Annotated in this window: 21 protein-coding genes; 14 read left to right on the forward strand and 7 right to left on the reverse strand. The window is 57.2% G+C overall.

Annotation, left to right across the window (positions count from 1 at the left end; translation table 11 throughout):
- The first annotated feature begins 3 nt into the window (after positions 1 to 3).
- Positions 4 to 1,245, forward strand: coding sequence for a phosphoserine phosphatase SerB (gene serB, locus AC2Q8J_RS12510; RefSeq protein ID WP_486451436.1), 1,242 nt, complete (start codon positions 4 to 6; stop codon positions 1,243 to 1,245).
- Here the strand turns inward: serB and AC2Q8J_RS12515 are convergent.
- The 3 genes from AC2Q8J_RS12515 to epmB all read right to left on the reverse strand — a co-directional run bounded on the left by AC2Q8J_RS12515 (position 1,221) and on the right by epmB (position 6,145).
- Positions 1,221 to 3,227, reverse strand: coding sequence for a sensor domain-containing phosphodiesterase (locus AC2Q8J_RS12515; RefSeq protein ID WP_286693944.1), 2,007 nt, complete (start codon positions 3,225 to 3,227; stop codon positions 1,221 to 1,223). The two genes, serB and AC2Q8J_RS12515, sit on opposite strands and share 25 nt — an antisense overlap.
- A 34-nt stretch (positions 3,228 to 3,261) precedes the next feature.
- Complete coding sequence (locus tag AC2Q8J_RS12520; RefSeq protein WP_486451437.1) at positions 3,262 to 5,061, reverse strand: hypothetical protein; 1,800 nt, start codon at positions 5,059 to 5,061, stop codon at positions 3,262 to 3,264.
- Between the two features lie 70 nt (positions 5,062 to 5,131).
- Positions 5,132 to 6,145, reverse strand: a complete 1,014-nt coding sequence (epmB, locus tag AC2Q8J_RS12525; RefSeq protein WP_486451438.1) for an EF-P beta-lysylation protein EpmB — start codon at positions 6,143 to 6,145, stop codon at positions 5,132 to 5,134.
- A 46-nt stretch (positions 6,146 to 6,191) separates the two neighbouring features.
- Here epmB and efp point away from each other — a divergent pair, with 46 nt between their 5' ends.
- Together efp and epmA are read left to right on the forward strand one after the other, a co-directional pair.
- Positions 6,192 to 6,761: an elongation factor P gene (efp, locus tag AC2Q8J_RS12530; RefSeq protein ID WP_027874134.1), complete on the forward strand. Its 570-nt coding sequence runs from the start codon at positions 6,192 to 6,194 to the stop codon at positions 6,759 to 6,761.
- Entirely contained in the window at positions 6,762 to 7,721 is a 960-nt protein-coding gene (gene epmA, locus AC2Q8J_RS12535; protein ID WP_486451439.1) for an EF-P lysine aminoacylase EpmA, read from the forward strand.
- Positions 7,722 to 7,777: 56 nt separating this feature from the next.
- Here epmA and asd read toward each other — a convergent pair whose 3' ends face one another.
- The 3 genes from asd to rsgA all read right to left on the reverse strand — a co-directional run bounded on the left by asd (position 7,778) and on the right by rsgA (position 10,594).
- On the reverse strand, positions 7,778 to 8,629 hold the full coding sequence (gene asd, locus AC2Q8J_RS12540; RefSeq protein WP_286836693.1) for an archaetidylserine decarboxylase: 852 nt from the start codon (positions 8,627 to 8,629) through the stop codon (positions 7,778 to 7,780).
- Positions 8,630 to 8,667: 38 nt separating this feature from the next.
- Positions 8,668 to 9,492: a sulfurtransferase gene (locus tag AC2Q8J_RS12545; RefSeq protein ID WP_286836691.1), complete on the reverse strand. Its 825-nt coding sequence runs from the start codon at positions 9,490 to 9,492 to the stop codon at positions 8,668 to 8,670.
- 91 nt (positions 9,493 to 9,583) lie between these two features.
- Positions 9,584 to 10,594: a small ribosomal subunit biogenesis GTPase RsgA gene (gene rsgA, locus AC2Q8J_RS12550; protein WP_204996171.1), complete on the reverse strand. Its 1,011-nt coding sequence runs from the start codon at positions 10,592 to 10,594 to the stop codon at positions 9,584 to 9,586.
- Positions 10,595 to 10,695: 101 nt separating this feature from the next.
- Here rsgA and orn point away from each other — a divergent pair, with 101 nt between their 5' ends.
- Both orn and AC2Q8J_RS12560 read left to right on the forward strand, forming a co-directional pair.
- The gene (gene orn, locus AC2Q8J_RS12555) at positions 10,696 to 11,241 is read left to right on the forward strand and encodes an oligoribonuclease (RefSeq protein WP_204996172.1); all 546 of its coding nucleotides are present in this window, start codon (positions 10,696 to 10,698) and stop codon (positions 11,239 to 11,241) included.
- 204 nt (positions 11,242 to 11,445) lie between these two features.
- Entirely contained in the window at positions 11,446 to 13,290 is a 1,845-nt protein-coding gene (locus AC2Q8J_RS12560; protein ID WP_286693950.1) for an autotransporter domain-containing protein, read from the forward strand.
- A 2-nt stretch (positions 13,291 to 13,292) separates the two neighbouring features.
- Here AC2Q8J_RS12560 and queG read toward each other — a convergent pair whose 3' ends face one another.
- Positions 13,293 to 14,372 carry a tRNA epoxyqueuosine(34) reductase QueG gene (gene queG, locus AC2Q8J_RS12565; RefSeq protein ID WP_486451440.1) on the reverse strand — a complete coding sequence of 360 codons (1,080 nt, stop codon included), beginning with the start codon at positions 14,370 to 14,372 and terminating at the stop codon, positions 13,293 to 13,295.
- Between the two features lie 64 nt (positions 14,373 to 14,436).
- Between queG and AC2Q8J_RS12570 the strand changes: the two genes are divergently transcribed.
- From AC2Q8J_RS12570 to hflC, 9 genes are all read left to right on the forward strand, one after another.
- On the forward strand, positions 14,437 to 15,951 hold the full coding sequence (locus AC2Q8J_RS12570; protein WP_486451441.1) for an NAD(P)H-hydrate dehydratase: 1,515 nt from the start codon (positions 14,437 to 14,439) through the stop codon (positions 15,949 to 15,951).
- Positions 15,941 to 16,402, forward strand: a complete 462-nt coding sequence (tsaE, locus tag AC2Q8J_RS12575; RefSeq protein ID WP_486451442.1) for a tRNA (adenosine(37)-N6)-threonylcarbamoyltransferase complex ATPase subunit type 1 TsaE — start codon at positions 15,941 to 15,943, stop codon at positions 16,400 to 16,402. The genes AC2Q8J_RS12570 and tsaE overlap by 11 nt, the downstream gene beginning before the upstream one ends.
- The gene (locus AC2Q8J_RS12580; protein ID WP_486451443.1) at positions 16,399 to 17,724 is read left to right on the forward strand and encodes an N-acetylmuramoyl-L-alanine amidase; all 1,326 of its coding nucleotides are present in this window, start codon (positions 16,399 to 16,401) and stop codon (positions 17,722 to 17,724) included. The genes tsaE and AC2Q8J_RS12580 overlap by 4 nt, the downstream gene beginning before the upstream one ends.
- Positions 17,721 to 19,556 (forward strand): DNA mismatch repair endonuclease MutL, encoded by a 1,836-nt coding sequence (gene mutL / locus AC2Q8J_RS12585; RefSeq protein WP_204996178.1) that lies wholly within the window; start codon positions 17,721 to 17,723, stop codon positions 19,554 to 19,556. The genes AC2Q8J_RS12580 and mutL overlap by 4 nt, the downstream gene beginning before the upstream one ends.
- 25 nt (positions 19,557 to 19,581) lie before the next feature.
- Positions 19,582 to 20,496 (forward strand): tRNA (adenosine(37)-N6)-dimethylallyltransferase MiaA, encoded by a 915-nt coding sequence (gene miaA, locus AC2Q8J_RS12590; RefSeq protein WP_239547763.1) that lies wholly within the window; start codon positions 19,582 to 19,584, stop codon positions 20,494 to 20,496.
- 119 nt (positions 20,497 to 20,615) lie between these two features.
- On the forward strand, positions 20,616 to 20,870 hold the full coding sequence (hfq, locus tag AC2Q8J_RS12595) for an RNA chaperone Hfq (protein WP_027874122.1): 255 nt from the start codon (positions 20,616 to 20,618) through the stop codon (positions 20,868 to 20,870).
- 27 nt (positions 20,871 to 20,897) lie between these two features.
- Complete coding sequence (gene hflX, locus AC2Q8J_RS12600; RefSeq protein ID WP_486451444.1) at positions 20,898 to 22,217, forward strand: ribosome rescue GTPase HflX; 1,320 nt, start codon at positions 20,898 to 20,900, stop codon at positions 22,215 to 22,217.
- A gap of 110 nt (positions 22,218 to 22,327) precedes the next feature.
- Complete coding sequence (gene hflK / locus AC2Q8J_RS12605; RefSeq protein WP_486451445.1) at positions 22,328 to 23,467, forward strand: FtsH protease activity modulator HflK; 1,140 nt, start codon at positions 22,328 to 22,330, stop codon at positions 23,465 to 23,467.
- A gap of 2 nt (positions 23,468 to 23,469) precedes the next feature.
- Positions 23,470 to 24,342: a protease modulator HflC gene (hflC, locus tag AC2Q8J_RS12610; RefSeq protein ID WP_204996182.1), complete on the forward strand. Its 873-nt coding sequence runs from the start codon at positions 23,470 to 23,472 to the stop codon at positions 24,340 to 24,342.
- The last annotated feature ends 23 nt before the right edge of the window (positions 24,343 to 24,365 follow it).

Here is a 24,365-nt window from a genome sequence, read left to right on the forward strand (position 1 = left end):
AGTGTGAACGAAATTATCATGATCAATATTGCTGGTGACGACCGTCCCGGCGTAACCAGTTCCATTACCGGTATTCTGGCTGACCACGATGTGGCGGTGTTGGATATTGGTCAGGCAGTGATCCACGACACGCTGTCACTGGGCCTGCTGGTGTCCCTGCCCTCGGGAACGGAAGCGGCGAGTATTCTCAAGGATGTATTATTCCGCTGCCATGAAATGGGGCTGCAAGTGCGATTCTTGCCGGTGAGTGCCGACAGTTACCAGCAGTGGGTAGCCGGGCAGGGCAAGCAGCGCCACATTGTGACCTTGCTGGCGCGTAAAATCAGCGCCCAGCATATCGCCCACGTCACTGAGATCGTTTCACGCTATGGTTTGAATATCGACCGCATTGACCGCTTGTCTGGACGGGTGCCGCTGGAGGGGGTGGACGAGCAGTCGAAGGCGTCGGTGGAGCTTTCTGTGCGAGGCAATTTGGCCGATGCATCCGATTTTCGCGGCGAGCTACTTACGCTCGCCAGCGAGATGGATATTGATATCGCCTACCAGGAAGACAGCATGTTCCGCCGCACGCGTCGCCTGGTCGCCTTTGATATGGATTCAACGCTGATCGAAGCCGAGGTGATTGATGAGCTGGCCAGCGCAGCCGGCGTTGGAAAAAAAGTCGCGGAGATCACCGAGCGCGCGATGCGCGGAGAGATCGACTTTAAAGAAAGCTTTGCTGCCCGGGTCGCGCTTTTGAAAGGCTTGGATGAATCGGTGTTGGAGGGTATTGCCGAGAGTTTACCAATCACCGAGGGCGCCGAACGTCTGGTATCCACCTTGAAGAAACTGGGCTATAAAACCGCCATTTTATCCGGTGGTTTTACCTACTTTGGTCACTACCTGCAAAAGCGTCTTGGCATTGACTATGTCTATGCCAATGAGCTGGCAATTGAAGAGGGGCGTGTCACCGGCGAGGTCAGCGGGGTAGTGGTTGATGGCCAACGCAAGGCCGAACTGCTGCGCGAAATTGCCCAGCGAGAAGGTATCGACATGGAGCAGGTGATCGCGGTGGGGGACGGTGCCAATGACCTGCCCATGCTGAGCATTGCGGGCCTGGGGATCGCATTCCGCGCCAAGCCGATTGTGCGCGAGAACGCTAAGCAGTCGATTTCTACCCTCGGCTTAGACAGCATATTGTACCTGCTGGGAATCAGTGACCGCCTAAGCAGCCCTTCCGCTCAACCGAAGGCAGCAAATTCGTAAGACATCTCCGTGGATGGGTCTTGCACATAACTGCCCTGAATAAAGTCAGGGCCGAGTTGCCACAGCACGGCCAGGCTGGCGGCGCTGCTGACGTTGGGAATCAGTACGCGGCTATTCAGTTGGCGACCACCCTGGATGATCTCTCTGATTTCATCGGCGCTCAGGCTGTCGGTTTTACGCACGCCCGGTTTAATCAGCGCGGGCTTAATGTGTTCCAGGAATTTATTGCCGTCTTGGCTGCGGCCGAAGTTGCGCACGGCTAGCCCAATTCCCAGCGACTCCAACTGGCGACAACAATCCAGAGCGGGCTTCAGCGAGCTGGCAATGCTCTCTTCGCTAAACTGCAGAATCAGCGCACTACCGGGGAGGCCGGCGGCTTTCATGGCGACGCTCAGCCATGAGCAAAACTCGCTATCGTGAAAGACATTGCCGCTGAGGTTGATGGTTAATTTTGTATCCTCGCCAGCGGCGCGCTTTTTCGCCAAGACCTTGGTTGTTTCAACCACAATCCATCGATCGAGCTTATTGTTGTTCGGCTCCTTCTCTACAACGCGCAGCATTTCCCCTGCGGTCACTTCGCCTTCTTGCCAATCTCTAATATCCAGCGAGGCTTCGTAGTAATCCCCCTCGGCATCGCTGAGATTAATAATGGGTTGAAACAGAATTTGCAGGCGCTGGTCGGCGAAAGCCTCTTCAATAAGTGTGCTTATCTCATCACTGCGCTGCAGCTGCTGGCGGTCGCGGTGATAAATTTCGGCAGCGTTACCACCGTTGGCCGCGATGCTTTGCACCGTCTCAAAACACTGGTCAAGCAACGTCGCAGCGTGGGGCGTGGTGAGGTGATTAATGGGCATAATCGCTGCGCTAAAGTGACATTGCAGCGACTGTTTTTTTACCTCAATAATCTCAGACTCGATGGCCTTTAGTGCTTCTTGGCTGGTTTCTAAGGCCCGTTGACTGGGAACATGGTGGGCGATCACTGCGAACAGATCGTCGGCGATGCGGCCGTAGTACTGCGCCGGGATTAATGCTTGAAGACGCTCGCTCAAGGCCTGAATTAGTGTTTCGGTATTGTGCAGATTTAAGTCGCGCCGGAACTTGTCGAAGTTATCGAGTTGCAGCACGATGAGTGAGCTATTGCTGTTTCGCTGCGCGTCGACGAAGTCTTGCAGTAGTTGTGCAAAGTGCTTGCGATTTGCCAGCCCGGTTGTCGCGTCGAGGTGGCCGGTGGCGGCGCCGCTGCCAGCTTCGTGCAGGGTTAGCTGTACACAGGCCTCACCGTCGTAGCTGGCGTTATTGCAGGTGACCGAGCTTTTTAGCTCTTGCTCGTCGCTACTTAAAAAACTAATTTCCAGCGTGCTGCCGTCACTGTTGCCTGGCTGCTTTTTTAGGGCGTTTTTAAAGCGATCTTGATCTTTGTTGCAAATCAAATCGACGATAGGAAAACCGTCCAGGTCGTCGTGGCCGACTTGCTGACAGAACAGCGCATTGGCATAAATAATCATGCCGTCAGTGATATAGCAAACCGCATCTTGGTGCGAATCCAGTAGCAGTGCATTGCGTTGCTGCTCTTCAAGCAACGCCGCTTTGGTGGCATCGAGCTCTCTGCGGCTTGCCAGTGCTTCAAGTTCTCGCTGCGCAAAAAACAGCAGGCGCGCGCGGTTTTGGTTGCTCAACACCAAACTGACTGAAGTGTCGGGCAGTGGGATGTTTTCGTCGTCACTGAGGTAGATAAATGGCAGATCGACGTTGGCGTGTCTGAGTATCTGGCCGCACTGCGCAATCGATAATTTGGAGTGCACGGCATCGAAGAATGCTAAGTCCCAGTGGCTATCACTGAGTTGCTCCTGCAGCTCTTTGCCGTCGTTAATCAGCTTGCTATGGGCGACCTTGCCGGCGCGGCGAAATGTGCTGATGATGTCTTCAGCATTGTCGTCATTGAAGCCGATAAGCAGCAATTTTATCGCGGAGGTGCGGGCCATAATTCCTCAACATTGACGTCGCCGGGTACGGCGCTTACAAAATATCCCAGAGCTTGTTGAAGTCGCCTTCATTGTCATCGTCGTCACTGCGTTTTGCCACAATACGGTCGACACTGCTGGTTTGTTGCCGGTTGGTGTCTGTGTACGCGAACAGCTTGTATGCCGTTGAGCTGTCGACGATCTCATCGAGTTTTATACGCATAACGTGGCCGGGGCGAATCAGTTCTACCGTCTGCCCCGTTGCGAAGCCAGTGATGTTGGTTAGCATCACCAGGGGGCCGCTGTCCCGACCGGGAATGAGCAGGGCTCGCTGGAAATCTCCTGAAGCCAGGCCAGATTGCATCGCTCTGGCACTGTAGGCCGTTGCCGCGCTCGCAATCACTTCAACGCCCATTTGATGGCTTTCGTCGCTTCTGAGCCAGCGAACAACGGCTATTCGCCAGTTTTCATAGTCGTCAGTTTTTACACCGATAACTTCTCCAGTACGAATCCGGGTCTCAATAGTGTCCGGCCACTCAATACGGTATCCGGAGGTGCTGCTGTCCATTAGGCGAGCGCGCTGGTAGTGATAGTGGCTCTCGCTCTTGCCGGGGCCATTTTGGGTCTGGGGCAAGGTATAGGAAATGTCTTCGACCGCGGCCCGCTCGCTGCGCCCCTCCTGCCAGTGGTCATTGATATCGTAGTCGCGCGTGTCGCGGCCGCCGCTGCCTGCCCACGGGTCGGAGTTTTGGGGTTTGTTGTTATACGGGTCTGCTCTCGAACTGGCGTCACTGCCCTCAAGTTCGAACAGCTCAAAATCTGACTGATTTGCCGCGAAGTAGTGGGTTGGGTTCATTCCCACGGTAATGAGCGCCGTCTCATCGCAGGGAATACGCTCTGCGGCTCGCAGGGTCGCGGCGCTCCAGGCCATGCTCAACTGGCTGAGCACGTGCTCAGGTAGCTTAAATTCAACGCTGAGTTTGCTGCCAGGGATTTTGCTGAGCAACTTGGCGCTGCCGCCTTGCAGGGCGGAGGTGTCGATGCCCAGCCAACCGGGGCTGGGCGCTTTGTCGGCCAGCTCGCGATAGACCGGGGGAGCGTCTTGCTCGGGGTCGAGTAAGAAAACGCAGCTTTCAAGGCGTTTACTGCGCAGTTCAATCTCGCTGCTCCAGTATCGCAAACCGAAAAACACTTGTTCGATATAGCGCTGGGAAAGCTGCGAGCAGCGGCTGCAGGCCAAAATGAGTGGTCGTAAATAGGCCTGCTCGACGGTGCCGCCGCCTTGGCTGCGATCATCAATGCGCTGCTTGGTGAGCTTTTGCAGTTGTGCGCTGTGGTAGATGTGGTGGAGGTTTTGCCAAAACCGCCGTGGTGGTGTGCGGTATAGCTGGTAGCTGCGAACCAGCACGCAGCTGTACTCGGTTAACGCGCGATGCAGGCAGGTTGCCAGCGTCTCTTTAGGTTTGAGCAGTCTGGATTCAAGTTCCAAATTTACAAAGGCTTGGCAGTAGCCGAGTGCCAGCAAGGTGTTTAGGGTGTCTGCCAACTGAACGATTTTTTCAGACTTCTCGGGCAAAACAATGGGCTTGTTTAAATAGTGTTGCGAGAGGCCGCGGGTAATGTAATGCACATGGGGGCGAATTTTTTCGAGCACTTCAAAGCGGTCACGACCCTTGCAGCGAACATGGCTGAGCTCACTCAGCGCTTGATACAAACGGCGAGTGGTTTCGCCAAGGTTGGCGCGCGGCAGAGTTTCCAGCCACTTTCCGGCTGCCGATGCCGTCAGGCTGAAGAGGCTGTGTTGGTGCCGGTTAATTTCCGGCAGCGGTACCAGCAGGCTTGGTGTGCTGTTCATGGCATTCCGTTATCAATCGCGATACATCACTTCTGCGATGGTAAATAAGTATATGTTTTTACGCGTTTAATTAGCGTAGCGCAAGTGGCGTCTTGCTGCGCTGGCCGGGCTCCTCGCGAACCAGTCGCGGCACTAAGTAGCCGGGCAGCGAGGCCAGTAACTGCTGCATAATTTGTTGCGCTTTGGCATCGTCAACGTGAAAGTGTCCTGCGCCGTTAACCTTGTCCAACACATGCAGATAGTAGGGGAGAACCCCGCAGTCGAACAATTGTTTGCTCAGGCTAGTCAGTGTTTTTGCGCAGTCGTTCACTCCTTTAAGCAGCACGCTCTGGTTGAGAAGCGTGAATCCGGCCCGCTTTAATTCTAGCAGTGCGGTGACAGTGTCGCTGTCGATCTCATTGGGATGATTGGCGTGCACAACGATGACGGTGTGTAATTGCGGCCGCGTCAGGGCATCAATCAGCCCGTGGGTTATTCTCGCTGGTAAAACCAGTGGCAGGCGTGTGTGCAGCCGCAGGGTATTGATTTGTGGCAGGGCCGCCAGGCGGTCAACAAGCTGGTGAAGGTAGTCATCCGGCGCCGACAGGGGGTCGCCGCCGCTTAGAATAACTTCATTTATCTCAGGGTGAGCGCTGATATAGTCCAGCGCCGCGCGCCAGTCGTCCTGACTTGCGCGATTGTCGTTGTAGGGAAAGGCGCGGCGAAAGCAGTAGCGACAGTGAACGGCGCAGGCGGGGGTGGTCACCATCAGGACGCGGCCGCGGTATTTGTGGATAAGCCCGGGTACTGGATTGCTGGCCGCTTCCTGCAAGGGGTCATTGCTGTAGCCGGGCTGATCGTTCAGCTCTTGTGCTTGTGGCAATATTTGCAGCAGCAGAGGGTCGTTCCAGTCGCCTGGCTGCATTTTTGCGACAAAGGCCTCGGTGACGCGCAATGGAAAGTCGGCAAGCGCAGTCTGAATATCCGGGCGGTCACCGGGGTCGAGTGCTAACCGCTGCCAGAGCTGTTCCGGGCTGCGGATCATGTCGCGGTATTGCTGTTGCCAATCTGTAGTCTGCCAATGTGGCGCGTTAAGAGGTATCATGTCGCCCTTTTAAAAATACGCTAAAGCCCAGTCGCTGAGGATAATCATGGCCAGCTATTCTACCAATGAATTTCGCTCTGGATTGAAAGTGATGCTCGACGGTGAGCCCTGTTCAATTCTAGACAATGAATTTGTAAAACCCGGAAAGGGGCAGGCGTTCAACCGCGTGAAGCTGCGCAACCTTAACACCGGACGGGTGTGGGAGCGTACGTTTAAATCGGGTGAGTCCCTTGAGGGCGCCGACGTGATGGATCATGAAATGGAATACCTCTACAGCGATGGCGAGTTTTTCCACTTTATGGACCCCACCAATTTCGAGCAGGTACAAGCCGATGAGAAGGCTGTTGGCGATGCCGCTCAATGGTTGAAAGAGCAGGACGTTTGCACCGTGACCCTGTACAACGGTGCGCCCCTGTCGGTGACTCCGCCAAACTTCGTGGAGTTGGAAATTGTCGAAACCGATCCCGGCCTGAAAGGCGATACCGCGCAGGGTGGTACCAAGCCGGCCCACCTGAGCACCGGAGCCGTGGTAAAGGTTCCGCTGTTCATCAGCCAGGGTGAAGTGATTCGCGTTGACACCCGCAGCGGTGAATATGTTAGCCGGGTGAAAAGCTAATTGAGAGACTGGCGCCCCAGTGCGTCGATGGTGGCCCTGCGCAGCAGGGCCGCGCTATACGCCGCGCTGCGCACCCGCTTTGCCGAGCGCGGTGTGATGGAAGTTGAAACGCCACTGCTGGCCTCTTCGCCGGTAACCGACCCCCATATTGACGCCATTGCCACAGCAAATCCGCTGTCGGGCGACCATCCTTTCTACTTACAGACCTCCCCCGAATATGCCATGAAGCGTCTGCTCGCTGCTGGCAGCGGCGCGATTTTTCAAATCTGTAAGGCGTTTCGTGGCAGCGAGCACGGCGCTCGTCACAACCCTGAGTTCACCATGCTCGAGTGGTACGAGCCGGGCGTAGCGCTCGAATCACTGATGGATGAGGTCGCTGCGGTTATTCGCTTGGCCGTTGGCGATAAAGCCGTGGAGCACATGACTTACCGGTCGGCGTTCTTAACCGCGGTAGGCCTGGACCCGCATACCGCCAGCCTCGATGCGTTGCGAGACTGTGCCTCACAGCATATGGATATCAACTTCGACAGCGATGAGCGTGATACCTGGCTGCAGTTGATCATGTCGGCAGTTGTCGAGCCGAGCTTTGACGGCGAGGCTATTACCTTCGTGGTGGATTTTCCCGAGTCGCAAGCCGCCCTTGCCAATATTGCCATTGATGCTCAGGGGCAATCGGTCGCGCGGCGCTTTGAGGCGTTCTGTGGCGGTTTAGAGTTGGCGAATGGTTACGACGAGTTGCGCGACGCCGGTGAGTTGCTGCGGCGCATACGTCGCGATCACCAGCAGCGTAAGGCAAGCGGTCAAACATTGCCGCCGATTGACCGCAACCTGCTGTCGGCGATGCAGGCCGGTTTGCCCGAATGTTGTGGTGTTGCCGTGGGGCTGGACCGCTTATTAATGCTGGCGACAAGCAGCTCGCGCATCGACGAGGTTGTGGCTTTTCCGCTGGACCGGGTGTGATCCAGCGGGGCTTTACACGGGCGCGAAAGCCGACTCGTTGGTTGGGGGCGGGTTTTCTAGCGTCGACGCGCCAGGGCCTCGCCAAGTCGCGTGGGGGTTAGGGCTTCATACTGCTCCAGCCAATCCACTTGGTCTTTGCCGAATAGCAAAATCACCGTTGACCCCAGTTTAAAGCGCCCCATTTCTTCGCCTTTTTGCAGTACGGGTGCGGCTTCAGTTTCCTGGTACTGGCGGGTGGTAATTTCCCGTGGAGGGGGTGCAACCTGGCCCGCCCATACCGTCTCAATGCCCGCGACAATCATGGCGCCCACCAAAATCATTGCCATCGGGCCGGCCTCGGTATCAAAAATACACACCGCCCGCTCGTTACGAGCAAAAAGGCTGCGCACGCTTTCAGCGGTAGTGGTGTTTACTGAAAACAGCTTGCCGGGGATGTAAGTCATGCTGCGCAGGGTGCCGGTGATCGGCATGTGAACACGGTGGTAGTCGCGGGGAGACAGATAAATAGTTGCAAAGCTACCATCGCGAAAGGTTTCGCTGAGCGCCTCGTCGCCACCGAGCAGGGTATTCAGGCTGTAGTCCTGGCCCTTGGCCTGAAAAATACGGCCGTCGTGAATGCGACCTAACTGGCTGATGGCACCGTCAGCTGGGCAGCACAGGGTTTCCGCTTTGTCGTCGATTGGGCGCGCGCCATCGCGCAGCGCGCGGGTAAAAAAGTCATTGAAGTTGGCGTAGTCCTGCGGGCTGTCCGCTGCGGCTTCCTCCATGTTGACCTTGTACTGCCGGATGAATTGGCTGATCAAGATGTTTTTTAGCCAAGGGCTGCGACACTCCGCCAGCCGCCCGACAAGGCGCGACAATAAATGCTGGGGAAGCAGGTGTTGCAGAATAATAAAAACAGTGTTCACGATGTCGCCTCTACATTGGCAGTGTATAAAAGAATGTTCTAGGGAGCGTCGCCGGTGTTGATAGGCGTGTCGTCGCGATTACCCCACTCTCCCCACGAGCCGTCATAGGCCTTGATATGGGGGTAGCCAAGTATCTTCATCAATAGATAGCTCAGGCCCGAGCGGTGATGGGTTTGGCAGTGGGTGATAACGGTGCGGTCACGGGTAATGCCCAGTGCCTGCAACTGGGCTTCCAGTTCGCCAAGGTCTTTCAGGCGGAAGTCATTGTCTTTGTCCATCAGTGCCAGCCAGTCCAGGTTGACGGCACCGGGAATGTGGCCGCCCCGCGCAGCCAGCACTTTTTCACCGCGATACTCCTCGGCGCTGCGAGCATCCCATATGGCGAGCTGGCTATTGCCAAGAAGGTTGATAAAGCCTTCGATCTCAGCGATTGGCGTGCTGTCAATATGGATGCTGATGTCGCTGCTGGGCACGTCGTGTTCGCCGTTTTCGGTTGGGTGGCCACCGGCTAGCCAGGCGTGCAAACCGCCATTGAGGTAGGAGTAGTTGTGATGGCCAATAGCATCCAGGGTCCAGATCAGGCGTCCAGCCCAGCCGCCGCCTTCGTCGTCGTAGGCAACAACATGGTGTTCGGGGCGGAGCCCGATGCGCGAGAACAGCGCCTGTAGGTCCGCTTCGCGGGGAATTTTGCCGACGGCTGGCTTTTCGCCGCGCTGTAGTTCCGAGGGGGCAATATGCACGGCGCCGGGGATATGGTGGCGGAGGTAGTTGTCGCGGCTACTGGTATCAACAATCAGCAAATCTGGCTGGTCAAGCGCGGATACAAGCGCTTCGGTCTCAATAAGTAGTGGTAAGTCACTCATAGCGTTCCCTCCTGTTTCGGCGGATTGTAACAGCTAGCGCGGCGGTGCTGCGATGCCTCTGTCGCAGCAGTTCCTGAGCTCGCCGCTGCCGTTAATCGCCGCTTATGCTGGCAATAATTTGTTGGTAGCTGGCGAAGCGCTGCGCAGTGATGTCACCGCCCTCGACAGCCTCGCGAAGCGCGCAGCCCGGTTCCTGTTGGTGCTGGCAATCTCGAAAACGGCACAGGCCGATAAACGGCCGGAATTCTTTAAACCCTTGCAGAACCTGCTCTGGTTCAAGGTTCCACAGCGCAAACTCACGAATTCCCGGTGAGTCGATCAAGCTGCCGCCTCCGGGGAAGTGGTAAAGCCGCGCGGTGGTGGTGGTATGGCGACCCTTGGCTGTGGCCTCTGAGAGTGCGCCGACTCGGCTGTCAGTGCCGGGTAATAAGGCGTTGACGAGCGAGGATTTGCCGACACCAGATTGGCCGACAAAGGCACTGATATGGCCGTCCAGCAGGGCTTTTAAGTCGCTGAGGCCGCCTTCACTGGCGCAGGATGCGGTGAGCACGTCGTAGCCGATGTCGCGATAGCGCTGCACCATGTTGAGCAAGCTGGCGTTGCCCTCCGGGTCGATGAGATCTGACTTATTAAGCAGCAGTACCGGCGTAATATCACTGTGTTCCGCCGCGACAAGGTAGCGATCGATCAGATTGGCGTGGGCCAGCGGCTCGGGCGCAATCACGATAACAATACGGTCAATATTGGCGGCGACAGGCTTTAAACGATTGAAGTTATCGGGGCGGGACAGTAGTGACCGGCGAGGTTCGCGAGCAACCACCACGCCAGTGGGCTTGCCCGGCCGCCAGATGACCTGGTCACCAGTGACCAAACCGTCGATGTTGCTGCGGACATGACAGCGCTGCTGTTCGCCGGTTTGTCCTTCAACATCCAGCTGTTGGCCGAAGTGACTGACAACAATGCCGGTTTGTTCGTCACCCAGCTCGCCCTCGCTCAACGCTGCCTCAGTATCGGCGGCCCTGCGGCGTGCGCGTTCGCTGCGTTCAGATTGAATTTTTTCTATGCGCCATCTCTGCTGGCGGCTTATTCGGCGTTTACTCATGCCCGACCCTGCGTGAACAGCGCTCATATTAACGTATGAGCTGTTACAATCCAGCAGATACTGCCCGGTAAGGGAGATTTCTGTTCTGTGGAGGTGAGGCAATGTCCAAGGCGATGAATTTAATCTGGATTGATCTGGAAATGACCGGTCTGGATACTCAGAACGATCACATTATTGAAATTGCCACGATCGTGACCGACCCGGAGCTGAATACGCTGGCCGAAGGGCCGGTATTGGCGATCCATCAAAGCGATGAAGTGCTGGCGGGTATGGATGAGTGGAATACGACTCAGCACGGGCAGTCAGGGCTTATCAAGCGCGTGAAGGAAACCTGCATGACGGTGGCGGAGGCCGAGCGGCTGACGCTGGAGTTCCTCGATAAGCATGTCGATAAGGGCGCCTCGCCGATGTGTGGCAACAGCATCTGCCAGGACCGGCGCTTTCTGGCACGTGAAATGCCCAAGCTGGAGGCGTATTTCCACTACCGCAATCTCGATGTCAGTACGCTCAAAGAGTTGGCGCGGCGCTGGCGCCCCGAGCTGATGAGTGGCCTGAGCAAAAAAGCCAGCCACTTGGCGCTGGATGATATTCGCGACTCAATTGCCGAGCTGAAATATTACCGGGAGCACTTTCTTCGTCTTCAGTAATTGCTGGAATATCCCAGCTTCTCAATACTATTTCGAAGCTTTTCGAACCCGTTTAAGTAAAACCACGTATTAAATAATGTATGTCAGTCGCGTTGACTGGCAACAGAACCAAGCATCGTTGAAAAGCTCTGCTATGTTGCTATTAGTGCAGCGAATTGTCGGGCGCAACAGTGTTGGTGAAAACAATAATACGTGGGGACCACAATGAAAAAACTCCTTCCTTTAAGCATAGCGGCTGCGCTGGCGTTGCCGGTGCATGCTGACGTCAGCTACAGCAATTTATATATCTTTGGCGACAGCCTGTTAGATAGCGGCAACCTCGGGTTGCGATTTACCAACCGCGTGGGCGATGGCAATGGCGACTTCACCGTCGGAGACTATGCGCGTATTGCGCCGCAATATCTGGGCGAAGCCTTAACGCTGCTCAGTGCGCCGGCCGCTGCGGGTGGCACAAACTGGGCGGTCGGCGGCTATGAAACCGCAGATATACTCAACTCAATTAACGGCACGGGCCTGGCGCTACCGGCCGGCGGTGCGGTTGCACGTCAGGCTTTTCTCAATGAGACCCCGCGTATCGACCCCGATGCATTGGTGCTAATTGATGGCGGTGGTAACGACTTTTTAAACGGCACGGCCACTGATCAGGCGTCTATTATTAATTCAGCGCGCACACTGCTTGCGGCTGCACAAGCGCTGAGTGACGCCGGGGCGAACTATATTCTGTTCGCTAACTTGCCAGACCTCGGTCAGACGGCGGCATTGCAGGCTCAGGACCTCGGTGCGCCGGGCAGTGCGGCGGCCGCCTCGGCAGGTGCTGCCGGCTATAACAGTGCGCTGGAGGCATTTTCTGCTTTTGGCAGCGCAAACCTCGTTCCCGTCGATCTGGCGGGGTTGATCAGCTACGTTTCCGATAATGCCGAGGCCTTTGGCTTCGTCAGCGGCACCAACCCCGCGTTTGGGCCGCTGGCTGGCTTCGATCAGCGTTATATGTGCTTTGACGATTCAGGCAATGACTGTGTTGAGCACCCGATATTCGGCATTGATGGCAGCAACCCCAACCCGGATGTGCTGATCTTCAATGACGGTGTGCACCCCACGGCGCAGATGGGGGCAATTACGGGTGACTACCTCATTAGCGTAGTGAATGGCCCGCAAGACGTTGGCCTAATTCCGGAGCTCGGTTTGGACATTGTGCGCAGTCAGCGCGGTGCAACAACGGAATTGCGGCGCCAGCAGCAGGCCTCTCCGGGCGAATCGCGGTGGACGATCAGCGGTGTTGGCCTGGACGCAGAGCGCGTTGCTGAAAATGATAGCCGCAGCTTGAATATCGGTTTTAGCAGCCCCTTGAGTGAGCAGCTCGACTCTGCGGTGGTGCTCAGTTTTGGCGATCACGAGTCAGAATCCGCGCGCACGGATTTTTCGGCGACGAGTGTTGGGCTTAGCGGCCTGTTGAGCTATCGCGATGGCGGTTGGTTGTTGCAAGGTGCCGCGGGCTTGAGCGTGGTGGATTACGACAGCCTCGACCGGGACGTCAAGCTGGGGCCGCAGACCTTAACGGCCAAAGGTGGCACGAATGGTTTCGGCTGGCATCTCGATGGCCTGCTTAGCTACGAAGTTCTTGGCGACAGTAGTATCTCACTGCGGCCCGCTGTTGGCTGGCGTTGGATGAAAGCTGAAGTTGATAGCTATCGTGAATCGGGTGCGGCGGTGGCCAATACCGAGTGGGGTGAGCAGCGCCGCGACAGCCAGGTATTCCGAGCCGGGCTGTTGGCAGGGGTGGCACTGGGCGACGGTGTGCGCGGCTTTGCCGAAGTGTTTGCAGCGACGGAAATGGAAGATCATGACGAGACGGTAACCGGGCGCAATCGCAATCTCGGTTTCGGTGATTATCAAATGCCGTCGTATCGTGAGGATGGCGAAGATTACGTCGAGGCCAGTGTCGGCATCAGCGCGGCACTGGGTAGCTCCCGTATTGCGGCCAGTGTTGAGTACAGTGACGAGGCAGAAGGTCGGGAAGCACTGATCTTCAGTTTCTCGCGCCCGCTATAAACTTAGTGTGAGTGGGCCAGGGTGTCGGTGTGTTGTTGCCGCGCTAGGGCCCAGTCGATATGTTCAGCGGCCATGGGCTCTGCCTGTGGCCGCTGTTTTTTTAGGCCGGCAACAATGTCAGGGTTGAACGGTGCATTGCCAAGACCGACAGCGAGGTTGCGCAGCCAGCGTTGGTAGCCGATGCGCCGTATCGGCGAGCCCGCTGTGCGGCTCAGAAATTCCTCTTCGGTCCAAAGGAACAGGTCGAGCAGCTCGCGGTCATCTAATTGATGGCGAGGGGCGAAGTCCGGCTCGCTGGTTGGCTGGGAAAATTTATTCCACGGGCATACCAATTGGCAGTCGTCGCAGCCGAAGACGCGGTTGCCCATCGCGGGTCGCAAGTCCTCTGGAATGGCGCCCTTTAGCTCGATAGTTAAGTAGGAAATACAGCGTCTGGCATCGACTTGATAAGGGGCGACGATGGCCTGTGTTGGGCAGTCGTCCAAGCAAGCTTGGCAGCTGCCGCAGTGGCCGGTTTCCTGCGGCGGGTCGATGGGAAGGGCGAGATCTGTGTAGATTTCTCCCAGAAAGAACCACGAACCTGCCCGCGAATTAATAAGCATTGTGTTCTTGCCGATCCACCCCAGGCCGGCCTGCTCGGCGAAGCCGCGTTCCAATACTGGGGCGCTATCGACGAAGGCCCGCTGTTGCTGGCCTCCTAAGCGGTCAGCGAGCTGTGCCAGTCGTTTGCGAATCAGCTTGTGATAGTCGCGGCCCAGCGCGTAGCGAGAAATATAGGCCTTGTCAGCTCGCTTGAGTATTTGCAGTGCATCGCTGGCCTCCGGCCGGTAATCCATGCGTGCACTGATGACGCGCAGCGTGCCGGGGAGCAGGGATTCAGGGGCGCGGCGCAGGGACTCCCGTTCTGCCATGTAGTGCATCTCACCGTGAAAGCCCTTTGCAAGCCACTGCGTCAGCCGTTCAGCGTGGTGTGAAGGCTCCGCCGGGCCAATGCCGATGTGGGCAAACCCCAGCTCCTTCCCCCACTGTTTTAGCTGTGTGGCGAGGTCGGCCAGGGCCTCTGGGCTGAGTACTTTGCTCATGGGCTGCCTGCAAAATGGATGCGCGCTATCATGGAAGGATATTCTACACGCCTGGGAGCGGGAAATGGATCGATCAATGCGTGCGGCGGCTGGGTCTTTGGCTCTGTACACAGCGGAGCAGGTGCAGGAGTTTGATCGAAAAGCGATCGCTGCCGGTACGCCGGGCTTTGAATTGATGCACCGAGCCGGGGCGGCAGCATTCGCCTGTTTGCAGCAGCGCTGGCCTCAGCATAGTCCTATCGATATTTTTTGCGGTGGCGGTAATAACGGTGGCGATGGCTATATCGTGGCGGCGTTGGCGGCCCAGTCGGGGATGGCGGTGCGCTGCTGGGCCTTCAGCGAAACCTCGCGGGGAGACGCCAATATTGCGAGGGAGTTGGCCTGCGACGCCGGGGTGAATGTACAGCTGTGGGACGGGCAGTCGCCGACAGCCGGTGCGGTGGTTGTGGACGCCTTGCTCGGTACTGGATTTTCAGGGCCGCTGCGGGGGCAGTACCGGCTCGCAATCGAGGCGATTAATGCCGCTGGCTGCCCCGTGCTGGCAATCGACGCGCCCTCGGGCCTGAATTGCGATACCGGGATGCGCGAAGGTTTAGCGATCAAGGCGTCGCTAACGCTGAGTTTTATCGCCTGGAAGCAGGGCTTGTTTACCGGGCTGGCCAGTCAGCATTGCGGCGCGTTGCGTCTCGATGGACTCGGCATTGAGACGCGTATATTTGAGCACACTGAGCCGTCAGCCTGGCGCACAGATGTGGATGCCGAATTGCGCCAGTGGGGGGCGCGCCCCGTTGCCGCGCACAAGGGAATGTATGGCCACGTCTTGGTTGCGGGTGGCGACTACGGCACAGCCGGGGCAGTGGTGTTGGCCGCCTCGGCGGCGGCGCGCTGCGGCGCGGGGCTGGTCTCTTGTGTAACGCGACCAGAGCACGTGGCGCCGCTGTTGTCGCAGCGCCCAGAGGTCATGGCATACCCGGGGGCGGATGCACAGGCATGGGCGGAGGCATTGGGGCGAGCTTCGGTGCTCGCTGTTGGGCCCGGCCTTGGGCAGCAGGTGTGGGGCAAGACCTTGCTCAATGATTGCCTGCAAGCGCAGGCCCCCTTATTGCTTGATGCCGATGCACTCAATATTCTCGCTGCTGATGCTACCCGCTTCGACGAGCAATGCGCCCAGCAGCCAGATAGAATTCTCGTCATGACGCCTCACCCAGGAGAGGCGGCGCGCCTGTTGAAATGTTCTGTTGCTGAGGTGCAAGCAGACCGGTTTAGCAGTTGCAAAGCTTTGGCCAAGCGCTATCGGGCGGTGGTGTTGTTGAAGGGGGCGGGCACGGTTATTAGCGACGGCGTGACCTGTTGGGTGAATGAAGGGGGAAATCCCGGAATGGCCAGCGGTGGAATGGGGGATGTGTTGAGCGGTATGATCGCGGCCCTGCTCGCTCAGCACCTCGACGCCGTTACTGCTTGCCGGCTTGCGGCGGCGTTGCATTGCCGCGCGGCCGATAGAGCGGCACAACACGGTGAGCGAGGCTTGCTGGCGATGGACTTAGTGGCGCAATTGCGCGGAGTGATGAATGGACATTGAAATTCAGCTGGCAAACGAAGCTGAAACCGTTGCCGCGGGTGAGCGTTTGGGTCGCTGCCTGGAAATGGCAACGGTGGTTTATCTCGACGGCGATCTCGGTGCGGGTAAAACCACCTTTTGCCGGGGTGTCCTATATGCCTATGGACACACCGGGGCCGTGAAGAGCCCAACATATACACTGGTTGAGCCCTATGAGCTTGCCACTGTCACGGTTTATCACTTTGATTTATACCGTTTAGGCGACCCGGAAGAGCTCGAGTATATGGGGCTTCGAGACTATTTTTCCGACGACAGCATCGCGTTAATTGAGTGGCCGGAGCGCGGTGCGGGTGTTTTGCCAAGCCCGGATATACAGGTTAACATCGAACAACAGGGAGTCGGTCGCCGCCTTGTTGTGCAAGCTCTCAGTGAGCGTGGCCGTCGCATCGTTACGCAGATAAAAGCGCTATGAAACCCATCCATATTGTTGTTCTGTTCTGGACTATGCTGGTCGCCACGCTGAGCAGTGCAGCAGAGGTGCGCGACGTTCGCTTTTGGCGGGCGCCGGACCATAGTCGAGTGGTCTTCGATCTGTCTGCTCCCGTTAGTCATGAAGTCATTACCCTCGATAAGCCCGACCGACTGGTTGTTGACCTCTCTAAAGCGCGGTTCAATGTGGGCGGCGCCATTCCCGAATTTGAAAACAGCCCCATCGTGCGCTTGCGTCACGCAGAGAAGCCGGATGGCAAGCTGCGGGTGGTGTTCGATCTGAGTAAAAGTGTGCAGGTCCGCAGTTTTCTGCTGCCCGCCAGCGCCGGCCAAAGTGACCGCTTGGTCGTCGATTTTCTCGACCAGCAACGCGGCACTGAGCCCACGGTAGTCAAAAGTGTTGAGCAAAGCTCCCAGCGAGATGTGGTCATTGCCATTGATGCCGGGCACGGCGGCGAAGACCCGGGCGCCATTGGGCCAGGTAGGCTGCAGGAAAAAGATGTGGTTTTCCGCATCGCCAAGAAGCTTGAAGCCAAGTTTAAAAGCAAGCGCGGTTATCGCGTCGTGATGATTCGCGACGGCGACTACTATGTGGGCTTGGCGAAGCGGCGGCAGCTTGCGCGCAAGGCGCAGGCGGATTTCTTTGTATCGATTCACGCCGATGCGTTTACCCATTCCAGCGCCAATGGCAGTTCGGTGTATGCCCTGTCCAAGCGCGGGGCTACCAGCGCGTCGGCGCGAATTCTCGCCAAGCGCGAGAACCAGGCTGACTTGGTGGGTGGTGTCAGTTTGTCTGACAAAGATCATGTGCTGGCCGGTGTGCTGACCGACTTGTCGATGACTGCGACCCTTGATGCGAGCCTGAGTGTTGGCGCGCAACTATTGGGCGAAATGGGCAAAATTTCCCGGCTGCATAGCAAGCGCGTTGAACAGGCGGGTTTCGCGGTGTTGAAGTCCCCCGATATTCCGTCCTTGCTCGTTGAAACCGGGTTTATTTCAAACCCCGGTGAGGCCCGCAAGCTCAAGACCAGCCGCTACCAGAATCAAATGGCGCAAGCGATATTCGAAGGTATCGACCGCTATTTTCGCGAGAGCCCGCCGCCCGATACTTACTTTGCTGCGGTGAAGCGTGGCGATGCCGCCAAGCCTAACGGGGCGAGAGAATACGTGATTGCCAGCGGCGACACACTGTCGGCCATTGGCGCGCGTCACAACATCAGCGTTGCTGACCTCCAGCGTCACAACGGTTTATCCGGCAGCAGTATTCGCGTCGGTCAAAAAATCCAAATACCAGCGACAAAATGACCCATATCAGATTGCTCGACCCTCGCCTGGCAAACCAAATTGCCGCCGGCGAGGTGGTGGAACGCCCAGCCTCTGTTGTAAAAGAATTGGTGGAAAACAGCCTCGACGCTGGTGCGCGCCGTATCGACCTTGAGGTTGAAGATGGCGGCGTTAAGCTTATCCGCGTTCGCGATGACGGTAGCGGTATCGCGAAAGACGATCTGCCGTTGGCGCTCAGTCGCCACGCCACCAGTAAAATAGCGGAATTAAGCGACCTGGAATCTGTGGCGAGCTTGGGGTTTCGCGGCGAGGCCTTGGCGAGTATCAGTTCGGTGTCGCGGCTATGCCTTAGCAGTGCCACCGAAGATGCAGAGAGCGCGTGGGCGGCGCGATCGGAAGGGCGTGATATGAGCGCGGTGCTTGAGCCAGTGGCCCACCCGCGCGGTACCACCGTTGAAGTGCGCGACTTATTTTTCAACACGCCCGCACGGCGTAAATTCCTGCGCACCGAAAAGACGGAGTTCGGGCACCTGGATGAGGTGATGAAGCGGCAGGCGCTGGGGCGCTTTGACGTGGGCTTTTCGTTGCGCCATAACGGCAGGGCCGTGCACAGTTTAAAGCCAGCTGCCAGTCAGCTGGAACAAGAGCGCCGTTTGGCGGCAGTCTGTGGCCCGGCGTTTATGGAAAATGCGCTGTTCATCGACCGCTCTGCGATCGGTTTGCGCCTGTGGGGCTGGGTCGCCTTGCCGGGATTTTCGCGAAGTCAGGCGGACTTGCAACATTTCTATGTGAACGGTCGCTATATTCGCGATCGCCTTGTCGCCCATGCGGTGCGCCAGGCATACCGCGACGTGCTGTTTCACGGTCGTCACCCTGCTTTTGTGCTCTACCTGGAGCTCGATCCCGCATTGGTCGATGTCAACGTGCACCCCACCAAGCACGAAGTGCGCTTTCGCGACGGGCGCAGTGTTCACGACTTTATTTTCCGCACCTTACATAAAACCCTTGCCGATGTGCGCCCGGATACCGTGGCACAAAATGCCGCGCTGCCTGGCAATACCGCCGAACCCCTGCGGGATATGCCCCAACAGCAGTCGGCGATGCCCTTGCGCGAAGCGGAGGGTGGTGCGCCGTCAACCGCGCCGACCCCGCCAATGCACAGCGGCGGCTATCAAAGCCAAAATGCCTTCGCGCCGGGCAGGGTTGCCGATCAGGTACCGGCCTACCAGCGCTTGCAAGAGCCGATGGGGGGGAGCTCGGATGCGGAAATTCCGCCCCTGGGCTACGCCTTGGCTCAGTTAAAAGGGGTGTATATCCTGGCCGAAAACGCCGAGGGCATGGTGTTGGTGGACATGCATGCAGCGCATGAGCGCATTACCTACGAGCGCATGAAAGCAGCCCGAGAGGGCGAGGGTCTGCGTAGTCAGCCACTGTTGGTGCCGCAGAGCCTGGCGGTCAGTGAGCGCGAGGCCGACTGCGCAGAACAGCACGCGGCGGTTTTCTCCGAGCTTGGTTTGTCGGTGGAACGGGCGTCGACAGAGTCCCTGGTGGTCAGGGAGTTGCCGGTTATGCTGGCAAACAGTCAGGTGGAACAGCTGGTGAGAGATGTGATTGCGGACCTGTTGGAATATGGCAGCTCTGACCGCATTGCCGCCCATATCAATGAGATCCTCTCCACGATGGCCTGTCACGGCTCGGTGCGCGCAAATCGCCGCCTGACTATCCCGGAAATGAACGCTCTGCTTCGCGACATGGAAGCCACCGAGCGCAGTGGCCAGTGTAACCATGGGCGTCCCACTTGGGTGCAAGTGGGATTGGCTGAACTCGATAAGTGGTTTCTGCGTGGCCGTTGATCATTTACCGCCGGCCCTGTGTTTGATGGGGCCGACCGCCTCCGGCAAAACCGATCTTGCAATGGCGCTGTGCGACGAGTTGCCCTGTGAGTTGATCAGTGTGGACTCGGCATTGGTTTATCGCGGCTTGGACATTGGCAGCGCTAAGCCTAGTGCCGATGAGTTGGCCAGATACCCCCATGCCCTTATTGATATCTGCGAGCCCAGTCACGCCTATTCGGCGGCGGAGTTTCGTCGCGATGCGTTGCGCGAAATGCAGCGAATACAGGATAGCGGGCGCATCCCCCTGCTGGTTGGGGGAACCATGTTGTACTTCAAGGCCTTGCTCGAAGGGCTCGCCGATATGCCCGCCGCTGACGCTGCAGTGCGCGCCGAGATAGCGCTGATGGCCGAAGAGGGAGGCTGGCCGGCTGTGCACGCCGAATTGGCGAGAATCGACCCGGAAAGCGCGGCCCTTATTCACCCCAATCACAGTCAGCGCCTAAGTCGAGCTCTGGAGGTTTATCGCGTCAGCGGGGTCACGATGACTGAGTGGCGCGCGCGCCAGCAGGCGGTCGCCCTGCCTTGGCATTGTCATCAGTTTGCCATCGCACCGTCCGATCGGCTCGAGCTGCACCGCCGTATAGAGCTGAGGTTGCAGCACATGTTCGAGCACGGTTTTGTCGATGAGGTGCGGGCCTTAATGGCGCGCGGTGACCTGACAGATGACTTGCCAGCCATGCGCGCGGTGGGTTATCGGCAGGTTTGGCAGTACCTGCGCGGTGATTTCGACCTTGATACGGCCTTTGAAAAAGCGTTGATCGCGACCCGGCAGTTGGCAAAACGTCAAATGACCTGGTTGCGCGCGTGGCCGGAGCTGTGTTGGCTCGACACAAATGCGAGCAGAGACCAGCAATTAAAAACGGTTATAAGGGCGCTCGGCAATGCTATAAGCGATTGACTTGCGGTATACTGCCAACTAATTACTTTGATGCGCGAACTTGTTCTATCCTAAGTAGTCAACAACTTGCATCTTTTCTCGATTTTTTTGGCCCACGTTGGGCGACAAGGAGGCTTACCATGTCAAAAGGGCATAGCTTACAAGACCCTTATCTGAATATTCTTCGCAAGGAACGGATTCCGGTATCCATTTACCTGGTAAATGGTATTAAGCTGCAGGGACAGATTGAGTCCTTCGATCAGTTTGTTGTCTTGCTGAAGAATACGGTAAGCCAGATGGTCTACAAGCACGCGATTTCCACCGTTGTGCCCTCTCGTGTTGTTCGCCTGCCGATGGCTCATCCGCCAGAAGACGACGAGCAAGAAAGCGAATAATTCGCGCGGTATTATTGAGGTTCATTCTTGCTTTTTGAACGACCCAACTCAGGTGAGCGGGCAATACTTGTTCATCTGAACCTTAATAGTGAGGATGAGCGTGAAGACGCCGACGAATTTGTTCAGCTCGTTACCTCGGCGGGCGGTGATCCCGTTGCGTTCATTACGGGGCAGCGTCAGCATCCCGACCCCCGATCTTTCGTTGGGTCGGGAAAGCTCGCGGAAATTCGTCAAGCTCTGCAAGACCACGACGGCGAGCTGGTACTGTTTAACCATGCGCTGTCGCCAAGCCAAGAGCGAAATATTGAGCGCGAACTTCAGTGTCGCGTTCTCGACCGCACCGGTCTGATTCTGGATATTTTCGCCCAGCGAGCCCGTACCCACGAAGGTAAACTCCAAGTCGAACTCGCTCAGCTCGAGCACATGTCTACTCGCCTGATTCGTGGCTGGACTCACCTTGAGCGGCAGAAGGGCGGTATCGGTCTGCGTGGACCGGGCGAAACCCAGCTCGAAACCGACCGTCGCCTACTGCGTGCACGTATCAAAAGCATTCAATCGCGCTTATCGAAGGTTCGGCGTCAGCGAGACCAAGCGCGCCGTGCGCGGCAGCGCGCCGATATCCCCGCGGTATCCCTGGTCGGCTACACCAATGCGGGCAAGTCCACTTTGTTCAATGTGCTCACTGAGTCAACGGTCTACGCCGCTGATCAATTGTTCGCCACCCTGGATCCTACGCTGCGTCGCATTCAAGTCGACGATGTGGGGCCGGTCGTGCTGGCAGATACGGTGGGTTTTATCCGCCACTTGCCGCATAAGCTGGTGGAGGCATTTCGTGCAACGCTGGAAGAGGCGACGCTCGCGGATCTGTTGGTTCACGTGGTCGACTGTGCCGACCCGGAGCGCAGTGACAATGTCCGGCAAGTAAAGAATGTATTGGAAGAGATTGGTGCCGATAGCATTCCTGTGCTGGAGGTGTATAACAAAACCGATCTATTGGGTACAACGCCGCGTATCGAAAGAAACGAGCACGGTGATGTGACACGGGTGTGGCTGTCGGCGCAGCGCCAGCAAGGACTGGAGCTGTTGGGTGACGCGCTGGCAGAAATTCTCAGTGGCGATATCGTGGAGCCAGAGCTTGTGCTCAATGCCAGTGACGGCCGCTTGCGTGCCAGGCTCTATCAACTCAATGCGATTCAGTCTGAGCAGCTCGATGAAGCGGGGCGCTTTCACCTGAAATTGCGCTTACCGTCGGTCGATTGGCAACGTTTTTTAGCCGCTGAGTCGCTGAGCGAAGCGTCGCTCAACATCCAGCAAAGCAGTGACGAAATGTCGCCTACACGGCGTTAGCAGGGCAGGGTAAATCTGCTAGACTGCCCCTCTAATCAACAGCTTGGCGTCTTAATCTGCCATTGGCTTTCTTCGGAAAGCGGGCAATGACATACGGACAGGAGAAAACTATGGCCTGGAATGAACCGGGTGGTGGTCGCGATAACGACCCTTGGGGTGGCAAAAATCAAGGGCCGCCGGACTTAGACGAGGCGCTGAAAAAGTTGCAAGAGCGGCTCAATAGCCTCTTCGGTGGTGGCAGTAGCGGCCAGGGTGGAAATGGCGGCGGCGTAAAACTGGGAATGGGCAGCATTGGTGCCCTCGCGGTGTTGGCTGTTGCAGTGTGGGCGCTATTTGGTTTTTATCAGGTAGACCAGCAAGAGCGCGCGGTGGTGTTGCGCCTGGGTGTCTACCAACAAACGGTGATGCCGGGTTTGCGTTGGGCGCCGCCGATTATCGACGATGTGAATATTATTAACGTCACCAAGGTTCGTGCGGCCGCGAGTCGCGGGCAAATGCTGACTGAGGACGAAAATATTGTCGATATTTCAGTCTCTGTGCAGTACACCGTTTCGGATCCCGCTAACTTTTTGCTGAAAGTGAAGCGTCCTGAATTGAGCTTGGAACACGCGCTGGAAAGTGCGCTCCGCCATGTGGTGGGCAGCTCGAAAATGGATCAGGTGATCACTGAAGGGCGTGAGCAGGTCGCTATTGAAACGCAGGCTCGTATGCAGAACTACCTCACTGCCTACCAGAGCGGCATCCAGGTGGCGAAAGTGAATATCGAAGACGCTCAGCCGCCGTCGCAAGTGCAGGACGCGTTTGACGATGTAACGCGGGCGAAGGAAGACCGTGAGCGACTCAAGAACGAGGCCGAGGCCTATGCCAACGGCATCATCCCTGAGGCGCGTGGTGCAGCACAACGTCAACTCGAAGAAGCTCAGGCATATAAAGAGCAAGTCATTGCCAAGGCTGAGGGTGAGGCTCAGCGCTTTAGCGAGTTGGTGGCAGAGTACAAGAAGTCACCAAAGGTAACTCGTGAGCGCTTGTACATCGATGCTTTACAGGCGCTTTACGCAGATTCAAGCAAGGTGATGGTCGACGTAGAGGGTGGCAACAATATGATGTATCTGCCCTTAGACAAGCTGGCCAACCAGCGTGCGGCCTCTCGCCCTATGCGAGACCAAGAGGTGGATATTCGCCAGCTGACCGACAAGGTTGTAGAGCAGTTGCGCCGGGACAGTCAGTTTAGCCGCCGGGAGGGACGTTGATCATGGCAAATCGTCAATTTACGGTATTACTGTTAGCGCTGGCGGTATTGGTCGTTGGCTATAACTCCCTGTTTATTGTCAAGGAAACCGAGCGAGCGGTAATGCTCAAGTTCGGTGAGATTGTCGACCCCGATGTGGCGGTCGGTTTAGGTGTTAAAACCCCGTTTGTGCACGTGGTGCGCAAATTTGAGCGTCGGATCTTAACCCTGGACGCGCCAACTCAGCGTTTTCTCACGAATGAGAAGAAGCCCTTGGACGTAGACTTCTATGCCAAGTGGCGTGTTGCCGACACGGAAACGTTTTACACCGCCACCAACGGCGAGGAAATTCGCGCCGAGGGCCTGCTGGCTCAGCGTATTAACACCGGCCTGCGGAATAAATTCGGTGAGCGCACCTTCCACGAGGTGGTGTCCGGTGAGCGCGACATGCTGATGACGGATCTGACCTCTGAGCTGAACAAGATCACGATGGCGGAATTCGGGATCGAGTTGGTCGATGTCAGGGTGAAGCGTATCGACTTGCCCTCGCAGGTAAGTCAGTCGGTATTTGACCGGATGAAGTCAGAGCGCGAGCGCGAGGCACGCGAGCAGCGCTCAACAGGGCGCGAGCTGGCCGAGAAAATTCGCGCCACAGCGGACCGCGAGCGCACCATCATTGCAGCCAACGCCTACCGCGATGCGGAAGTCATTCGCGGTGAGGGTGACGCTCAGGCGGCACAAATTTACTCGTCTGCCTACAATGCCGACCCCGAGTTTTATGCCTTCGTCCGCAGCCTTACTGCGTACAAAGCGTCATTCTCTGGTGATGGCGACCTGCTGGTACTGGACAGTGACAGCGAATTCTTCCGCTATCTGAGAAAGGGCAGCGTAAAGTAATGTGACTAGTTGGCAGCGGCGCG

The sequence above is a fragment of the Spongiibacter sp. C9W genome, from assembly GCF_057370015.1.